Origin of the sequence: Mycobacterium florentinum, from assembly GCF_010730355.1 — a bacterium.
Classification (GTDB): Bacteria; Actinomycetota; Actinomycetes; order Mycobacteriales; family Mycobacteriaceae; genus Mycobacterium; species Mycobacterium florentinum.
In genome coordinates this window covers 3,861,218-3,875,667 of sequence record NZ_AP022576.1, presented here as the reverse complement: position 1 = coordinate 3,875,667, position 14,450 = coordinate 3,861,218, and the positions used below count along the sequence as shown (strand labels likewise).

At 65.6% G+C, this 14,450-nt stretch carries 19 protein-coding genes and 2 tRNA genes; 10 read left to right on the top strand and 11 right to left on the bottom strand.

The features are described 5' to 3' along the window. Positions 1 to 1,881, bottom strand: a complete 1,881-nt coding sequence (locus tag G6N55_RS18345; RefSeq protein WP_085222050.1) for an alkyl/aryl-sulfatase — start codon at positions 1,879 to 1,881, stop codon at positions 1 to 3. A gap of 168 nt (positions 1,882 to 2,049) precedes the next feature. Here G6N55_RS18345 and G6N55_RS18340 point away from each other — a divergent pair, with 168 nt between their 5' ends. Then, positions 2,050 to 2,526 (top strand): lipoprotein LpqH, encoded by a 477-nt coding sequence (locus G6N55_RS18340; protein ID WP_085222049.1) that lies wholly within the window; start codon positions 2,050 to 2,052, stop codon positions 2,524 to 2,526. On the opposite strand, the gene G6N55_RS18335 is transcribed toward G6N55_RS18340, so the two are convergent. The 6 genes from G6N55_RS18335 to G6N55_RS18315 all read right to left on the bottom strand — a co-directional run bounded on the left by G6N55_RS18335 (position 2,519) and on the right by G6N55_RS18315 (position 6,183). After that, positions 2,519 to 4,036, bottom strand: a complete 1,518-nt coding sequence (locus tag G6N55_RS18335) for a sensor histidine kinase (protein WP_085222048.1) — start codon at positions 4,034 to 4,036, stop codon at positions 2,519 to 2,521. The genes G6N55_RS18340 and G6N55_RS18335 overlap by 8 nt on opposite strands. Continuing rightward, positions 4,014 to 4,718 carry a two-component system response regulator TcrX gene (tcrX, locus tag G6N55_RS18330; protein ID WP_085222047.1) on the bottom strand — a complete coding sequence of 235 codons (705 nt, stop codon included), beginning with the start codon at positions 4,716 to 4,718 and terminating at the stop codon, positions 4,014 to 4,016. Before tcrX ends, G6N55_RS18335 begins: the two co-directional genes overlap by 23 nt. 112 nt (positions 4,719 to 4,830) lie before the next feature. After that, the gene (locus G6N55_RS29415; protein WP_169718489.1) at positions 4,831 to 4,986 is read right to left on the bottom strand and encodes a DUF6131 family protein; all 156 of its coding nucleotides are present in this window, start codon (positions 4,984 to 4,986) and stop codon (positions 4,831 to 4,833) included. Between the two features lie 10 nt (positions 4,987 to 4,996). Next, positions 4,997 to 5,233: a hypothetical protein gene (locus tag G6N55_RS29890; RefSeq protein ID WP_085222124.1), complete on the bottom strand. Its 237-nt coding sequence runs from the start codon at positions 5,231 to 5,233 to the stop codon at positions 4,997 to 4,999. Between the two features lie 118 nt (positions 5,234 to 5,351). Further along, the gene (locus G6N55_RS18320; RefSeq protein WP_085222046.1) at positions 5,352 to 5,762 is read right to left on the bottom strand and encodes an MmcQ/YjbR family DNA-binding protein; all 411 of its coding nucleotides are present in this window, start codon (positions 5,760 to 5,762) and stop codon (positions 5,352 to 5,354) included. 10 nt (positions 5,763 to 5,772) lie between these two features. After that, a complete protein-coding gene (locus tag G6N55_RS18315; RefSeq protein ID WP_232078778.1) occupies positions 5,773 to 6,183 on the bottom strand; it encodes a MarR family winged helix-turn-helix transcriptional regulator in 411 nt (136 codons plus the stop codon). Positions 6,184 to 6,277: 94 nt separating this feature from the next. On the opposite strand from G6N55_RS18315, the gene G6N55_RS18310 reads away from it, so the two are divergent. Next, positions 6,278 to 7,228, top strand: coding sequence for a quinone oxidoreductase family protein (locus G6N55_RS18310; RefSeq protein WP_085222045.1), 951 nt, complete (start codon positions 6,278 to 6,280; stop codon positions 7,226 to 7,228). Here G6N55_RS18310 and G6N55_RS18305 read toward each other — a convergent pair. After that, the gene (locus G6N55_RS18305) at positions 7,225 to 8,166 is read right to left on the bottom strand and encodes a class I SAM-dependent methyltransferase (protein WP_085222044.1); all 942 of its coding nucleotides are present in this window, start codon (positions 8,164 to 8,166) and stop codon (positions 7,225 to 7,227) included. The genes G6N55_RS18310 and G6N55_RS18305 overlap by 4 nt on opposite strands. A gap of 126 nt (positions 8,167 to 8,292) precedes the next feature. On the opposite strand from G6N55_RS18305, the gene G6N55_RS18300 reads away from it, so the two are divergent. The 5 genes from G6N55_RS18300 (at position 8,293) to G6N55_RS18280 (ending at position 10,944) form a co-directional block, all read left to right on the top strand. Continuing rightward, complete coding sequence (locus tag G6N55_RS18300) at positions 8,293 to 8,640, top strand: nuclear transport factor 2 family protein (protein ID WP_085222043.1); 348 nt, start codon at positions 8,293 to 8,295, stop codon at positions 8,638 to 8,640. Positions 8,641 to 8,701: 61 nt separating this feature from the next. Next, entirely contained in the window at positions 8,702 to 9,697 is a 996-nt protein-coding gene (locus tag G6N55_RS18295) for a phosphotransferase family protein (protein WP_232079074.1), read from the top strand. 11 nt (positions 9,698 to 9,708) lie between these two features. Then, entirely contained in the window at positions 9,709 to 10,185 is a 477-nt protein-coding gene (locus tag G6N55_RS18290; RefSeq protein WP_085222041.1) for a hypothetical protein, read from the top strand. A gap of 21 nt (positions 10,186 to 10,206) precedes the next feature. Continuing rightward, positions 10,207 to 10,434: a hypothetical protein gene (locus G6N55_RS18285; protein ID WP_085222040.1), complete on the top strand. Its 228-nt coding sequence runs from the start codon at positions 10,207 to 10,209 to the stop codon at positions 10,432 to 10,434. Between the two features lie 102 nt (positions 10,435 to 10,536). Then, positions 10,537 to 10,944: a hypothetical protein gene (locus G6N55_RS18280; RefSeq protein WP_085222039.1), complete on the top strand. Its 408-nt coding sequence runs from the start codon at positions 10,537 to 10,539 to the stop codon at positions 10,942 to 10,944. 20 nt (positions 10,945 to 10,964) lie between these two features. Here the strand turns inward: G6N55_RS18280 and G6N55_RS18275 are convergent. Together G6N55_RS18275 and G6N55_RS18270 are read right to left on the bottom strand one after the other, a co-directional pair. Next, positions 10,965 to 11,037 (bottom strand) — tRNA-Arg (locus tag G6N55_RS18275). A 34-nt stretch (positions 11,038 to 11,071) separates the two neighbouring features. Continuing rightward, positions 11,072 to 11,160 (bottom strand) — tRNA-Ser (locus tag G6N55_RS18270). A gap of 90 nt (positions 11,161 to 11,250) precedes the next feature. On the opposite strand from G6N55_RS18270, the gene G6N55_RS18265 reads away from it, so the two are divergent. The 3 genes from G6N55_RS18265 (at position 11,251) to G6N55_RS18255 (ending at position 13,843) form a co-directional block, all read left to right on the top strand. Then, complete coding sequence (locus tag G6N55_RS18265; protein ID WP_085222038.1) at positions 11,251 to 12,324, top strand: pyridoxal phosphate-dependent aminotransferase; 1,074 nt, start codon at positions 11,251 to 11,253, stop codon at positions 12,322 to 12,324. Then, on the top strand, positions 12,321 to 12,779 hold the full coding sequence (locus G6N55_RS18260) for a DUF4334 domain-containing protein (RefSeq protein WP_085222037.1): 459 nt from the start codon (positions 12,321 to 12,323) through the stop codon (positions 12,777 to 12,779). The genes G6N55_RS18265 and G6N55_RS18260 overlap by 4 nt, the downstream gene beginning before the upstream one ends. Positions 12,780 to 12,940: 161 nt before the next feature. Next, positions 12,941 to 13,843, top strand: coding sequence for a LysR family transcriptional regulator (locus G6N55_RS18255; RefSeq protein WP_085222036.1), 903 nt, complete (start codon positions 12,941 to 12,943; stop codon positions 13,841 to 13,843). Position 13,844: 1 nt separating this feature from the next. On the opposite strand, the gene G6N55_RS18250 is transcribed toward G6N55_RS18255, so the two are convergent. Next, a complete protein-coding gene (locus G6N55_RS18250) occupies positions 13,845 to 14,429 on the bottom strand; it encodes a TIGR03086 family metal-binding protein (protein ID WP_179968084.1) in 585 nt (194 codons plus the stop codon). Positions 14,430 to 14,450: the final 21 nt, after the last annotated feature.

The following is a 14,450-nucleotide window of genomic DNA, read 5'->3' as shown; positions in this document are numbered from 1 at the left end:
CTATGGCGTGACGATGTTGAACTTCGGGTCCGGTTTGTCGAGCACGCTCAGCAACGACTGCAGTGCCGACCGGTCTCCCGAAATGTCGAGCCCGGCCGAGGTCACATCACCCATTGCCACCGCCAACAGGCGAGACTTGCTGTCCAGCTTGACCGTAACGGTCGCCGTCGCGGGGTCTGCCGCGACGTTGCGGTAAACCAGCACTCCATTGCGCAGGGCGAGCCGATAATTGGTGGCGAGATCGGCGAAGGTGATGTCGATGGTGAGGTCGAGATCCCAACTGCGCGGCCCGTTGACGCTAATGGCAAGGCTGTCGAAGATCTGCTCGGGAGTCAGTTGACTGAGCATCGACGTTGAGGTGGCATTGGTGGCGGTGCCGAAGTTGCCCTCGCGCAACTCGGTTGCCCCGCTCATGAAGAAGTTGCGCCACGTCGCGTTCTCGGCGCCATAGCCGAGTTGTTCCAGCGTGTCCGCGTACAGCGTGCGAGCCGGAGCGTGCTCACTGTCGGTGAAGATGGCGTGGTCAAGCAGCGTTGCGGCCCAACGAAAATCGCCGGAGTCGAAAGCCGTCTGGGCAAGCTCGACGACGCGGTCGATCCCGCCCATCGCGTCGACGTAGCGGGGCGCGAGGGCCTCGGGGGGATGCGGCCAGAGCCGGCCCGGGTTGCCGTCGAACCAGCCCATGTAGCGCTGGTAGACGGCCTTGACGTTGTGGCTTACCGATCCGTAGTAGCCGCGGGTATGCCACACCCGGTCCAAAGCCGGTGGCATCTGGAACATTTCGGCGATTTCTACACCGGTGTAGCCCTGGTTGAGCAGGCGCAACGTCTGGTCGTGCAGGTACGCATAGAGGTCGCGCTGCAACGACAAGAACGTGACGATGGCTTCCTGGCCCCAGGTCGGCCAGTGGTGCGAGGCGAACAAGACATCGGCGCGACCGGCGAATGTATCGATCGCCTCGGTGAGGTAGCCCGCCCAGGCGTGTGGGTCGCGGACCAGCGCACCGCGCAAGGTGAGCAGGTTGTGCAGGTTGTGGGTGGCGTTCTCGGCCATGCACAGTGCGCGGAAACGCGGGAAGTAGAAATGCATTTCGGCGGGAGCCTCGGTGCCGGGCGCCATCTGGAATTCGATCTCCACACCGTCGATCGTGTGCGTCTCACCGGTCTCACGGATGTCGATGGTCGGCACGATAATCGCCACCTCGCCGGTAGACGGCGATTGACCAAGGCCGCAACCGACCTGCCCCCGGGGCCCACGTTCCAGCAGAGTGCCGTACATGTAGGTCGCCCGGCGAGTCATCGCCGGCCCCGCGTAAACGTTCTCTTGCACGGCGTGTGCGGTGAAACCTTCCGGCGCCAGCACCGCGACCTTGCCGGCATCGACGTCCGCCTGCGAGGTCACACCCAGCACGCCGCCGAAATGGTCGACATGGCTGTGGGTGTAGATCACCGCGACGACCGCGCGGTCGGCGCCGCGGTGGGTGCGGTAGAGGTCCAGCGCCGCGGCGGCGACTTCGGTGGACACCAGCGGATCGATGACGATGATCCCGGTGTCGCCCTCGATGAACGTGATGTTGGAGATGTCGAAACCGCGGACCTGATAGATGCCCGGCACCACTTCGTACAGGCCTTGTTTGGCGTTCAGCCCCGACTGGCGCCACAGGCTGGGGTTCACCGACGTCGGCGCGGGACCCTCGAGGAAGGCATAGACATCGTTGTCCCACACCACCCGTCCGTCGGCCGCCTTGATCACGCAGGGAGACAACGAGGCGATGAATCCACGATCAGCGTTGTCGAAATCCGTTGTGTCATCCCAGGGCAGAGCATGTTCGCGCTGCGCCGACTCGATGACCGCGGTGGGAGGTTTGTGGTCCACCGGCAATACCTTGCCATTAACCCACCCTTGCCCGAAAGGACGTGCGCAGGGCCGCCCGGTTAACCCGGACGAAACAATTTCGGTGAACCTCTTTTATGCGGCACGGCAAACCCGGCATACTGCGTTGACGGCCCTCAATGCTGAGGGCCGCAACGATCGGGCAAAGGAGAACAGGTGAAGCGTGAACTGACGGTCGCGATAGCCGGAGCGGCGATTCTGGTCGCCGGCATTTCTGGCTGTTCAAGCGACAAGAAAAGTTCGAGTGGGTCCTCGTCGGGCGCAAGCACTTCGGCCAGCTCCAGCGGGGGTGGCGGCACCAAGGTGATCATTGACGGCAAGGACCAGAACGTCAGCGGCTCGGTCGTGTGCACAACCGTGGGCGGCACGGTCAACATCGCGATCGGCGGGGCCGCGACCGGCATCGCCGCCGTGCTCAGCGACGGCAACCCGCCCACCGTGACCTCGGTCGGGCTGGGCAATGTCAACGGCGTGACGCTCGCCTACGCGTCGGCCGGCGGCGGCGGCAACGCCTCGGCAACCAAGAACGGCAACAGCTACAAGATCACCGGGACGGCTACTGGCGTTGACATGGCCAACCCCACACAGCCGGTGAACAAGCCCTTCGAGATCGACGTCACCTGCACTAGCTAGGCGAGGCCGCGGGCGGTTGCCACCCGTTGAGTGGCAACCGCACCGTGAACTCGGTATGACCGGGTGAGCTGCTGACGGTGATCGTCCCGTCGTGCGCTTTGACGACGGCGGAGACGATCGCCAGCCCCAGCCCCGTGCTACCACCCTTGCGGGACCGCGAGGTATCGCCACGGGCAAACCGCTCGAACACCTCCGACTGCAGATCCGCCGGAATACCGGGGCCATTGTCGATCACTTGCAACACGCTGTGCGTCGGCTCCGTGCTCAACCGCGTCGTGACAACAGTCCCCGCAGCGGTGTGGATCCGGGCATTAGCAAGCAGATTCGTCAACACCTGATGTAACCGGGCCGCGTCGCCGACGACGACCACCGGTTCCTCGGGCAGGTCGAGCTCCCACTGGTGGTCGGGCCCCGCGACGTGCGCGTCACTGACCGCATCGACCGCCACCCGCGACAGGTCGACCGGTTCTCGTTCCAGTGGGCGGCCCGAGTCCAGCCGGGCCAACAGCAGTAGGTCCTCGACGAGCCGCGTGATCCGCTCGGTCTCCGACGCGACGCGGCTCATGGCGTGTGCCACCGCCTCGCGATCGTCGCCCATCCGTTGCGTGAGTTCGGTGTAGCCGCGGATCGCGGCCAGCGGGGTGCGCAGTTCGTGACTCGCGTCGGCGACGAACTGCCGGACCCGGGTCTCGCTGGCCTGCCGTGCCGACAGCGCGGCCGCGATGTGGTCGAGCATTCGGTTCAGCGCAAATCCCAGCTGGCCCACCTCGGTGGAGAGGTTGGCATCGGACTCGGGAACCCGCACCGGCAGCTCGACCTCACCGCGGTCCAACGGCAGATTCGAAACCCGGCGCGCGGTTTGCGCGACGCGACGCAGCGGCGCGAGTGCTCGCCTGATGATCACCATTCCGGCGATCGTCGCCGCAGCCAAGGCGATTACGGTGACGATCCCGAAAATCACCGCCATCTGGATCAGCGTGGCGTCGACGTCGTCCATCGACAGTCCGGTGACGATCACATCGCCGCCGCGCCGGCTCGGGGCCGCCACGACGCGGTACCGTCCGAGGCCGTCGAGATCCACGGTCACCGGCTTGCGGCTGCCGGCGATCGCCGCCAGTTGGTCCTGGGCCTTGTCGCTCAGCGCGGCCCGCGAACCAATGCTGGTCAGGTAGCCGGCGTCGACCGTCTTGCCGTCGCTGACCACCGCGGCGACCATCCCCGCCGGCTGGCCGGGAGCGTCGAGGAACCGCGGGCCCGGGCCCGGCCGCGGGTTGAAACCGTGGTCGTGACGCCACCCGGGACGGTTCGGTTCGGGGTACATCAACGCCGAGCGATGCGAAGTGCCGCCCAACTGCCCGTCGAGCTGGCGCACCAAGTGGTGGTTCAGCGAGAGTTCGGTCGCCGCAGTGATCCCGATGCAAACCAGGGCGAGCACAATGACCTGCCCAACCAGGAGCCGTAGCCGAAGCGACCAGACTCGCCGTGCCCTAGCTGGCGGGCTTGAGGACATAACCCGCGCCGCGCAACGTGTGGATCATCGGTTCGCGGCCGTTGTCGATCTTCTTGCGCAAGTAGGAGATATACAGCTCGACGATGTTGGACCTGCCGCCGAAGTCGTAACTCCATACCCGATCGAGAATCTGCGCCTTGCTCAGTACGCGCTTGGAGTTGCGCATCATGAACCGCAGCAGTTCAAACTCGGTGGAGGTCAACGACACCGGCTCACCGGCGCGGGTGACCTCGTGGCTGTCCTCGTCCAGCACCAAATCACCGACCACGAGCTGCGCGCCGCTGTCCACCGTCGTAACGCCGGTGCGCCGCAACAACGCTCGCAATCGCAGTACAACCTCTTCGATGCTGAACGGCTTGGTGACATAGTCGTCACCGCCCGCGGTCAGACCCGCGATCCGATCTTCGACCGCATCCTTGGCCGTCAACAACAGCACCGGCAACTGCGGATTCTCTTCGCGCAGTTTGTGTAAGACGTCGAGCCCGCTCATGTCGGGCAACATCACGTCGAGCACGACGACGTCGGGTCGCTGGGCACGGGCTGAGGCGATTGCCGATGATCCGTCACCGGCGGTCGCGATATTCCAGCCCTCGTACCGCAGTGCCATCGACACCATTTCGGCCAAGACGGATTCGTCGTCCACGACCAGCACGTTGATCGGATTGCCGTCCGCACGGCACATGACAACGCGCTCCACGGAGGTTCGAGGCTGCGTCACATATCCCAGTATCCGCGTCCGACTGGGCCGACGCTATGACATTCCTTTGTGTGTCCTGTGAAACCGCAGGTGGTGCTTAGTACCAGTACCGCCGGCCACCGACCGGGCGGCCGACCGAGCCGAGGATCCACATCACCGCGCCGATGACGATCAGAACAATGCCGATCGTCCACAGCAAAGGAATAGCGAACAGATATCCGAGAATAAGCAAGACGACGCCCAAAACGATCATGACATTTCCTTTACGTGAGGGGCACTAAACCAGTTGGCATTGAACTCGGTTGCGGCACATGGCAATCCTTGACTTTGGGGTTGACACCCCCGTAGTTCAGCGGCCCTGCGATCACTGTCAGTGCGATGTTTCCCGCTGTGACACAGTTCGTTTGCCCCGTTTTGAAGTAGTCGCGCTGCCACGCCGCGAAGACTCCAACGATTAGCCAAATCAAGACGATCGCGCCGATTATTCCGCGCCCACGCATCGTGACCTCCGTTGTGTCCGAGAAAAATTTTCTCGTCGCGTAGCGATACCCGTTGGACTCATGTCTAAACATCGCGCTGGCTAACTTCTGCACCGCTCTCAATCCGCGGATCCGCGCGCTACGAGTGGGCGGCCAGCCATTCCGCGGCCCGCTTCTTGGAGGCCCGGGCCAGCCACGCGTCCTGGATCAGCTCGGCCAGTTCCGTCGTCGTGATTTCCGACAGCCGGGCGGCGCGCACCAGCACCGACGGATGCCCGTCGAAGTGCCCGGTGGTGAAGAACGGCGAGCCGGGATCCTGGACCAGCGCCAGCTTGTCGCTCTCCGAGTCCACCCAGAGCATGATCACGTCGGCATAGCGTTCGCCGGTATCCGGATCGGTCGCATCGGGCTGCGGAGTTCGGAAGAACACGAACGACTTTCCGCCCACCTGATAGATCGCGTTGCCCTTCGGCCCCTCCAGCCGTTTCACGTGCGGCATCGACGCGACAATCTGATGCACATCGCTTACCCGAGCACGTCGATCGGCCATAGCGGCGACCTTAGCGCTCAAGCACTTTCGCCAACAGCTCGGTGAGCCGCTTCTGGTCGGCAGCGTTGAGCCTGCCGGTCATCGGCTCCATCAGCTCGCCGATCTCGGCGATGATCCGCCCCTCGAGTCGCCGCGCCTGTGCGGTGAGGCTGACCCGCACCGAACGGCCGTCGACGGCGTCGGTGGTCTTGCGGACCAGTCCACGTTGGACCGCGCGGTCGATGAGGCCACTGACGGTCGAGCGTTCCAGCCCCAGGTACGTCGCAAGTTCGGCCATCGCGGGTTCGCGATCGCGCAGTATCCCCAGCACCCTCAACTGGGTCAGGGACAGATCATGCTCGGCGGCAACGCGGTTGAGCACCGCGATCACTCCGAACGACACCTGCACGAGGTTGTCCCTGAGATCGTCGTCCGTCTCCACGCCGTCGACTATACCTTGAAAAAGTTCGTAATACCATCTAATTTGATTCGTGTTACCACCTAAATCCATAGCCACCCGCATCAGGAGAGTCATCGTGCACGCAGCCGTCGTCATCACATTCGCTCACCCGCCCACCTATCGCGAGTTCCCCAGTCCCACTCCACAAACCGACGACGAACTCGTGGTCGACGTGATCGCCACCGGCCTACATCCGCGGGTGCGGTCTCAGGCCGACGGCTCGCATTACACGAGCACCGGGGCCTTACCCCTGGTCCCCGGCATCGATGGGGTGGGACGCGCGCCCGACGGCACCATCCGCTACTTCGTGCTGCCCGACACCACGATGGGCGCGATGGCCGAACAGACCGTCATCGACCAGCGCCGCAGCATCGTGCTCCAGGACGGCACCGACCCCATCCTGGTGGCCGCGGCGATGAACCCGGTCATGTCGTCCTGGCTCGCCCTGCGCCGGCGCATCGATTTCGAGCCTGGTCAAACGGTGTTGATTCTGGGCGCGACCGGAAGCTCGGGCCGCATGGCCGTCCAGGTAGCCAAACACCTTGGCGCCGGTCACGTCATCGGAGCCGGTCGCGACGCGCGGCGACTCGCGACGCTGCCGGCATTGGGCGCCGACACCGTCGCTGCGATCGACAATGCCTCGGCGATAGACGATCTCGCGCGGGCAGCACGCGACGTCGATGTGGTGATCGACTATCTGTGGGGTCCGGTCACGGCGGACGTGATGGCCGGTATCGCCGGCCACCGAACCGATCGCGGCAAGCCACTCACCTGGATCGAAATCGGCTCGGTCGCGGGCCCTTCGGCCGAGATCGTCTCCGCGGCACTGCGTGCCGTGCGCCTGCAGATCGTCGGCAGCGGACAGGGTTCGGTCCCGACCCGCGACATTTTGGCCGAGCTTCCCGCCATCGTGACCGAAATCAGCAGTGGCGGTTTCGAACTCGACGCCCGCGCCGTGCCGCTCGCCGACGTCGAGGCCGCGTGGAACGACACCGACGCCGATCAGCGAATCGTCATCACGCCCTAGCGCCGGCGCTGTGCGGACACGTACAGGGTGGGCGGCATGGCGTCGTCGGCGCCGTCCGGGACGGTGCGGTGGTAGCGCGCCATCAGCTCCGGGAAGGTCGCGGCCGCCACATCCCAGCCACGCTCGCGCAGCCATTCGTCGACCGGGGTGCGCTCCTCGGGATACCAGAGGTCCTCGACATCGGTGATCTCGGCGTCGACCACCGCGGCGACCGCGGCGCGCATGCGCTTCATGTCTTCGCGCTGGCGCCGCACCCGATCCGGGTCGTTAAAGCCTTGGCTCGGCACGTTGGACGCCAGCCAACTGCCCGGCGCGCTCAGCGAATGCATGCGCTCGAACAACAGGTCCTGGGCCTGCGACGGCAGATAGCGGACCAAGCCCTCCGCGGACCAGACGGTCGGTTTCGACACATCAAAACCAGCTTCCTGCAACGCCTTTGGCCAGTCTTGACGCAGATCGATCGGTATGGTCACCAGCTTCGCGGTGGGATCCGCGCCGTGGTCTCGCAGGGTGGCCGTCTTGAAGTCGAGCACCTTGGGCTGGTCGAGTTCGTACACCACGGTGCCATCGGGCCACGGCAGCCGCCACGAGCGAGCATCGAGACCCGACGCGAGGATCACCACCTGCCGCACACCGGCGTCGGCCGCGCCGAGGAAGAACTCGTCGAAGAACGCCGTCCGGGTCGCCATGAAGTCGACCATCAGCTGTGTCCGGGTGCGTACCTCGGGTTCGATCTCGACCGCCTTGGCCAACAACGCGGGATCGGCGTAGATGCTCCACATCCCCGCCCCCGCGGCGTCGACGAAGACACGCGCGAACGGGTCGTTGATGAGCGGGTTCGCGCTCTCGGTCTCGGCGGCGCGGGCTGCCGCGACGCCGAGCGCGGTGGACCCCACGCTCTGAGTGATGTCCCAGGAATCGTTGTCGGTACGCGGCATCGTCAGTCCTCTCCACCTTGATAGTCGGTTCCGTTCACTATTGTTCCAGCCGCCGATGCCTCTTGGCACCCGCGAACGGTGACTTACGCTGTGTTCACAGAGGGCCCACAGGTAAGGAGCGCCACGATGACACGCACGCCCGAGGAAGTCTTCGCTCACCACGGGCAAGCGCTTGGCGCGGGCGATCTCGACGAGATCGTCGCCGACTACGCCGACGATTCCGTGCTGATCAGCCCCGCCGGAATCGCGCGCGGCAAGGACAGCATCCGCAACGTCTTCGCCGCCCTGCTCGCCGACCTGCCGAACGCGGACTGGGACCTGAAGACGCAGTTGTTCGACGGCGATGTGTTGTTCCTCGAATGGGCCGCCGATTCGGTGCTCAACCGGGTCGACGACGGCGTCGACACCTTCGTCTTCCGCGACGGCATGATCCGCGCGCAGACCGTCCGCTACACACCGAAACCCAAGGGCTGATCGCCCCCGAGTAGGTTCACACCACGTGGAGCACGTGGACTTGAACGCCGTCGCCGATTGGATGTCGGAACAGGGTCTGGGCGAGGGACCGCTCGAGGACGTTTCGGCCGTCACGGGTGGAACGCAGAACGTGATGCTGCGGTTCACCCGATCCGGCCGGCCCTATGTGCTGCGGCGCGGGCCACGGCACCTGCGTCCGCGCAGCAACAGCGTGATCCTGCGGGAAACCAAAGTCCTTGCGGCACTGGCTGGTTCCGATGTGCCGCACCCTCACCTGATCGCGGCCTGCGACGACACCAGCGTGCTCGGCGACGCCGTCTTCTACCTGATGGACCCCGTCGACGGATTCAACGCCGGCGAGGGGCTGCTGCCGCTACACGCCGGCGATGCCGCAGTGCGCCACGGCATGGGCCTGTCGATGGCCGACGCGCTGGCGAAGCTGGGCGCCGTCGACCACGTCGCGGTAGGGCTGGCCGATTTCGGCAAGCCGGAGGGCTTCCTGGAACGCCAGGTGCCGCGCTGGCTTTCGGAGCTGGACTCCTATAGCGAGTACGACGGCTACCCGGGGCCCGACATCCCGGGCATCGAGGAGGTGTCGTCCTGGCTGGAACGCCACCGGCCGGCGACCTGGACACCGGGCATCATGCACGGCGACTACCACGCCGCCAACGTGATGTTCTCCCGGACCGGGCCCGACGTGGTCGCGATCGTCGACTGGGAGATGTGCACGATCGGTGACCCGCTGCTGGATCTGGGCTGGCTGCTGGCCACCTGGCGCCAGCCGGACGGCGCCAGCGTATTCAGCCACGCGCTGGGCGGTCAGGACGGGTTAGCCAGCACCGACGAGCTGTTCGAGCGCTACGCCGCCAACACCACCCGCGACCTGTCGCACATCACCTGGTACACCGTGCTGGCCCGCTTCAAGCTGGGCATCGTCATCGAGGGCACGCTGGCCCGGGCGTGTGCCGGCAAGGCCGAGAAGGAAGTCGGCGATCAACTGCACGCGGCGACGGTGCACCTGTTCGAGCGCGCGCTGACCCAGATCGGTAACGGCTAGCATCTTCTGACGTGCCTCCTTACCCCGAGGAACCCGACTACTACTCCGAGCCGACGGCGGCGGCGCGATACGGCGGTTATGACCCCGCGCCCGAGCCGGAGCCCCCGACACCGTGGTACCGGCGCCCGCTGGCGCTGGTCGCCGCGGGCGCTGTCGGCGTGATCGTGCTCGGCTTGGCGATCTACGCGATCGTCACGCTGGTCAGCGGTTCGCCGGCCCCGAGTCCGACGACCACGACGACGCCATCCCCGACGACGACGGTGACCACCACGGCCGCGGAGCCCACCCGGCATCACCCACCGGGTGGCGGCGGCCCCGCGCCGACCGAGACCGTGACCGAAACGCCGCCACCGCCGAGCACGGACACTCCCACGACGACGGTGCCGCCGACCACGAGCACCGTCACGCTGTCGCCGAGCACGGAGACCAGCACGGTTACCCAAACGGTCACCGTGCCGACGCGCCGGCCGTTCGAGCCCCGCCCCTAGCGGATCGGTAGGGTCAAGGACATGAGTCGGCTCGAGCGCGGCCTGGCGCGGTTACGGGACCTGCGCTTTGACCTGTACGAGCAGCCCTTGCGGCAAGTGAGCCTGGAGCTGAAGATCGTGTTCGTCGCGATCCACCTGCCGATCGCCGGCGGTAAGACGCTGAGAATCCCGATGATCGCCACGGTTGGGCCGATGCCTGACAAGCCGACCGACACCGACGCCGCCGAGCGCGACGGAGGCGATTCATAGCCCGCCGTTAACGCGCTGTGAAACAACGGATTACAGCATCGGCCGTGGCGCGCGCCCGGGGTAAGGTCAAAATCCCCAGGCGCCCGGCTCGAGGAGCTGCTGATGAGCACGGAAGACGACTTCGAATTCTCCTCCGACGCGCTGGGGTTCACGCCGATCGCGGCCGACGAAGAGCCCGACCACATCATGCGGACCTGCGGAGTCTGCGGCGGATATTTCCCGACGAAGCCCGGGAGTGCCAACGACCGTGCCGCGCTGTGCCAAGCGCATCTGCTGGTGACGCATGTGCTGATGCGCCGTGACGGCGCCGGCTGGACGGAGTACGACCACGACCCGTATACGCGCCGCGAACTGGACAGTGCGCCCGGGCTAACCCAGGCATGCCGGGGATGGTTGGACAGCAGCGGCGTGACCTCCGGCGAATGGAAACTAGAGGCGCGTGGCGCTGACACCGGCGACAAGCTGGCCGAGTCCGAGGTCGTCAACCTCAGCGAAAAGGCGCCGGAGTGAAGGACTGACTTCGTCCTGAGCGCGCCCGAAGGGATTCGAACCCCTAACCTTCTGATCCGTAGTCAGATGCTCTATCCGTTGAGCTACGGGCGCCGGTACTTCAGTTGTGTCCCCGAAAGGACTTCAGCGGAGGCGAGAGGATTTGAACCTCCGGTCCCCTTTGAGGGGGACAACTCATTAGCAGTGAGCCCCATTCGGCCGCTCTGGCACGCCTCCCTTGGACTTCATGAAGGGTACCCGACACAACCCGGGCGTCCCTGAACCGCCGGAGGCATAGCGTACACAGCCGGGACATATGCTGTCGAAGTGACTGCCCGCCTACGGCCGGAGCTGGCCGGGCTGCCGGTTTACGTTCCTGGTAAGACCGTGCCGGGTTCGATCAAACTGGCCAGCAACGAGACGGTATTCGGCCCGCTGCCCAGTGTCCGTGCCGCCATCGAACACGCGACCGACATCGTCAACCGCTATCCCGACAACGGCTGCGTGCAGCTCAAGGCGGCACTGGCCAAGCATCTCGGTTCGGGCTTCGATCCCGAGCACATTGCGGTCGGCGCCGGTTCGGTCAGCCTGTGCCAGCAGCTGGTGCAGATCACCGCCTCGGCCGGCGACGAGGTGATCTTCGGCTGGCGCAGCTTCGAGCTCTACCCGCCGCTGGTCCAGGTGGCCGGCGCGACCTCGATCCGTGTGGCGCTGACCGATCACACCTTCGACCTCGATGCGATGCTCTCCGCGGTCACCGAACGTACCCGGCTGATCTTCGTCTGCAACCCCAACAACCCGACCTCGACCGTCGTCGACCCGGACACGCTGACCCGCTTCGTCGAGGCCGTTCCGCCGCACATCGTGGTTGCGATCGACGAGGCCTATGTCGAATACATCCGCGACGGCATGCTGCCCGACAGCCTGGGCCTGGTCCGCGCCCGCCGCAACGTCGTTGTGCTGCGCACCTTTTCGAAGGCATACGGGCTGGCGGGCCTGCGTATCGGCTACGCCGTCGGCCACCCCGATCTGATCACCGCACTGGACCAGGTGTTCGTGCCGTTCTCGGTGACCAACATCTCGCAGGCCGCCGCGATCGCGTCGCTGGACGCCGCCGACGAGTTGTTGGCCCGCACCGACGCATTGGTCGCCGACCGTGTTCGGGTGAGCGCGCAGTTACGGGCCGCCGGGTACACCTTGCCGCCGTCGCAGTCGAACTTCGTCTGGTTGCCGCTGGGGGCCCGCACCCGGGATTTCGTCACGCGGGCGGCCGACGCGGGAATCGTGGTTCGCCCGTACGGCGACGACGGGGTCCGCGTCTCCATCGGTGCGCCGGCGGAAAACGATGCGCTGCTGGCTTTTGCCCGCGACTGGATTACCCACCCGGAGGTTGACGAATGAGCCTGGCCCGCAAGCACTTCAATGAGTTCAAGGAACGCAGCGACATCGCCGACGCCGAGCTCGACGACTATTGGGCGACGCTGCCGCCCACGACCATCGACGAGATGATCGGCGAGTGGAAGGGTGGCGAATTCCGCACCGGCCACATGATGAACGGCCAGCTGGAGAAGGTCGGCTGGTTCGGCAAGACGTTCACGTCGGTAAGCGACGTGCAGCCATTGGTCTGCCTCGACGCCGACGGAAACAAGTTCTCCAACAAGGAGATGGGCAAGGGCGAGGCCAGCCTCTGGCTCGAAGACTTCCGCGGCGAGGTCACCGCCACAATGGTTTACGACGGGCAGCCCGTGCACGACCACTTCAAGAAGATCGACGACGACGCCGTGATGGGCATCATGAACGGCAAGGGCGTGCTGGACAACGGCCGCTACTACTACTTCTACCTCGAGCGCGTATAGGCTCCTTGACGTTTGAGTGTGCGCTCTGGGTTTTGAGTGTGCGCCCATGGCGGGATTTCGGCGGTTTTTCCGCCCTGAGTGCGCACTCGACGCGTCGGGCGGATGTTCCGCCGATATGACACCTGCTGCTATTTGTGATGTGAATCGTTAGCATGGCATGCATGCGTACTACGCATATCGATCAGGTCGATCTCAATCTGTTGCCGCCGCTGGTGGCGCTGCTCGAAGAACAACACGTCTCGCGTGCGGCCGAGCGCGTCCGGTTGAGCCAGCCGGCGATGAGCAGGGCGCTGCAGCGACTGCGCCGGCACTTCGGCGACGAGCTGCTGGTGCGCGGGCCGGACGGCTACTCGCTGACCCCGCGCGCCGAGCGTCTGCGTGACCGACTCAGCACGGCCGTAACGCATTTGGAGCAGCTGTTCGCAATCGAGACGTTCGACCCGGCCACGGCCACGCAATCGTTTCGCCTCGCCGTCAGCGACTACACCGTCGCGACCTTCGGCCCCGAGCTGGTGCGGACGATCCTGGCCGAATCACCCAATTCGACGGTGAGTTGCGAAGTTCTCGACGAGCACGCATTCGACAAACTTGACGCCGGGACGCTGGACCTGGCGATCTACGGCCGGGTCGCACCCGAAAAATATTGCAGTCAACATCTTTTCAGCGATCGCTTCGTCTGCGTTGTCGCCGCCGAGCACCCGCTCGCCGACCAGAAATCCGTATCGCTGTCGACGTATCTGCGCCTGTCCCACTTGGCCATCGACATCGGCCGGCCGTGGATCGACCGGGCGCTCGAGCCGCTCGGCGGCACGCGCCGGGTCGCGGTCAGCATGCCGTATTTCGGGCTGGCGCCAAGCATCTTGCCGGGCACGGACCTCGTGCTGACCCTTCCGGCCCGGGTTGCGCACAAGAACGCCGACCCCACGCAGACCCGCATCCTGGCGGCGCCGCGGGAGTTGACCGAGCTCGAGTTCTACGCCGTTTGGCACCCGCGCTTCGATCAGGATCCCTCGCACACCTGGTTGCGAGAGATGGTCCGCAGCGCGGCCGAATCGACCGTGTGAACTATCGGGCCGGATCGCGCCCGGTGAACGCGACGAGCTGATCCAGCGTGCTCGCATCCGCGGGCACGTCGACCGGGTCGTCGAACCCGGCGGCGCCACGGAATTCCGGCCTGATGGTCTTGTGCGCCAGGTCCAGCACGTACTCGACCAGCGGCTCCGCAGCCTCGACGTCGCGACCCACTGCCACCGCATAATCCCAAGCGTGGACCAGGAATTCGATCGAGAAGATGCCGCAGGCCGATTTGGCCGGCATCTCGGTCTTGCCGAACGGGACGGTGCCGTCCAGGCCGCGGTGGTGCCAAGCGTCCAACGCGGGCCGCGCCGCGCGAATGATCTGTCCTTCCACCGAATCGCCGGGGTCACGCTCCGGGAACTGCGCGCCGGCCATGCCGCCGATTCCGGTGATGGATTTCAGCAGGTGCTCGGTCAACTGGGTCACGTCGTAGTCCGAGCAGCCGGTCTGCCGGCACATGTCGTCGCCGGCGATGGTGTGCAATACATGCTGCAGCACCCCGAGGGTGTCTTCGGCGCCCTGCAGCTCGTCGGCCGGTGGAGAATCCGGTCCGGGTCGCAGATCACGAGGCATATTCGCCACGCTACGGTCTCG

Coding starts and splice junctions, on each gene's coding strand:
- G6N55_RS18300 (WP_085222043.1), top strand. CDS start 8,293: ATGACACGCACGCCCGAGGAAGTCTTCGCTCACCACGGGCAAGCGCTT.
- G6N55_RS18280 (WP_085222039.1), top strand. CDS start 10,537: ATGAGCACGGAAGACGACTTCGAATTCTCCTCCGACGCGCTGGGGTTC.
- tcrX (WP_085222047.1), bottom strand. CDS start 4,718: ATGTGCCGTGCGGACGGCAATCCGATCAACGTGCTGGTCGTGGACGAC.
- G6N55_RS29415 (WP_169718489.1), bottom strand. CDS start 4,986: ATGATCGTTTTGGGCGTCGTCTTGCTTATTCTCGGATATCTGTTCGCT.
- G6N55_RS18285 (WP_085222040.1), top strand. CDS start 10,207: ATGAGTCGGCTCGAGCGCGGCCTGGCGCGGTTACGGGACCTGCGCTTT.
- G6N55_RS18260 (WP_085222037.1), top strand. CDS start 12,321: ATGAGCCTGGCCCGCAAGCACTTCAATGAGTTCAAGGAACGCAGCGAC.
- G6N55_RS18305 (WP_085222044.1), bottom strand. CDS start 8,166: ATGCCGCGTACCGACAACGATTCCTGGGACATCACTCAGAGCGTGGGG.
- G6N55_RS29890 (WP_085222124.1), bottom strand. CDS start 5,233: ATGCGTGGGCGCGGAATAATCGGCGCGATCGTCTTGATTTGGCTAATC.
- G6N55_RS18320 (WP_085222046.1), bottom strand. CDS start 5,762: ATGGCCGATCGACGTGCTCGGGTAAGCGATGTGCATCAGATTGTCGCG.
- G6N55_RS18295 (WP_232079074.1), top strand. CDS start 8,702: ATGTCGGAACAGGGTCTGGGCGAGGGACCGCTCGAGGACGTTTCGGCC.
- G6N55_RS18255 (WP_085222036.1), top strand. CDS start 12,941: ATGCGTACTACGCATATCGATCAGGTCGATCTCAATCTGTTGCCGCCG.
- G6N55_RS18335 (WP_085222048.1), bottom strand. CDS start 4,036: ATGTCCTCAAGCCCGCCAGCTAGGGCACGGCGAGTCTGGTCGCTTCGG.
- G6N55_RS18250 (WP_179968084.1), bottom strand. CDS start 14,429: ATGCCTCGTGATCTGCGACCCGGACCGGATTCTCCACCGGCCGACGAG.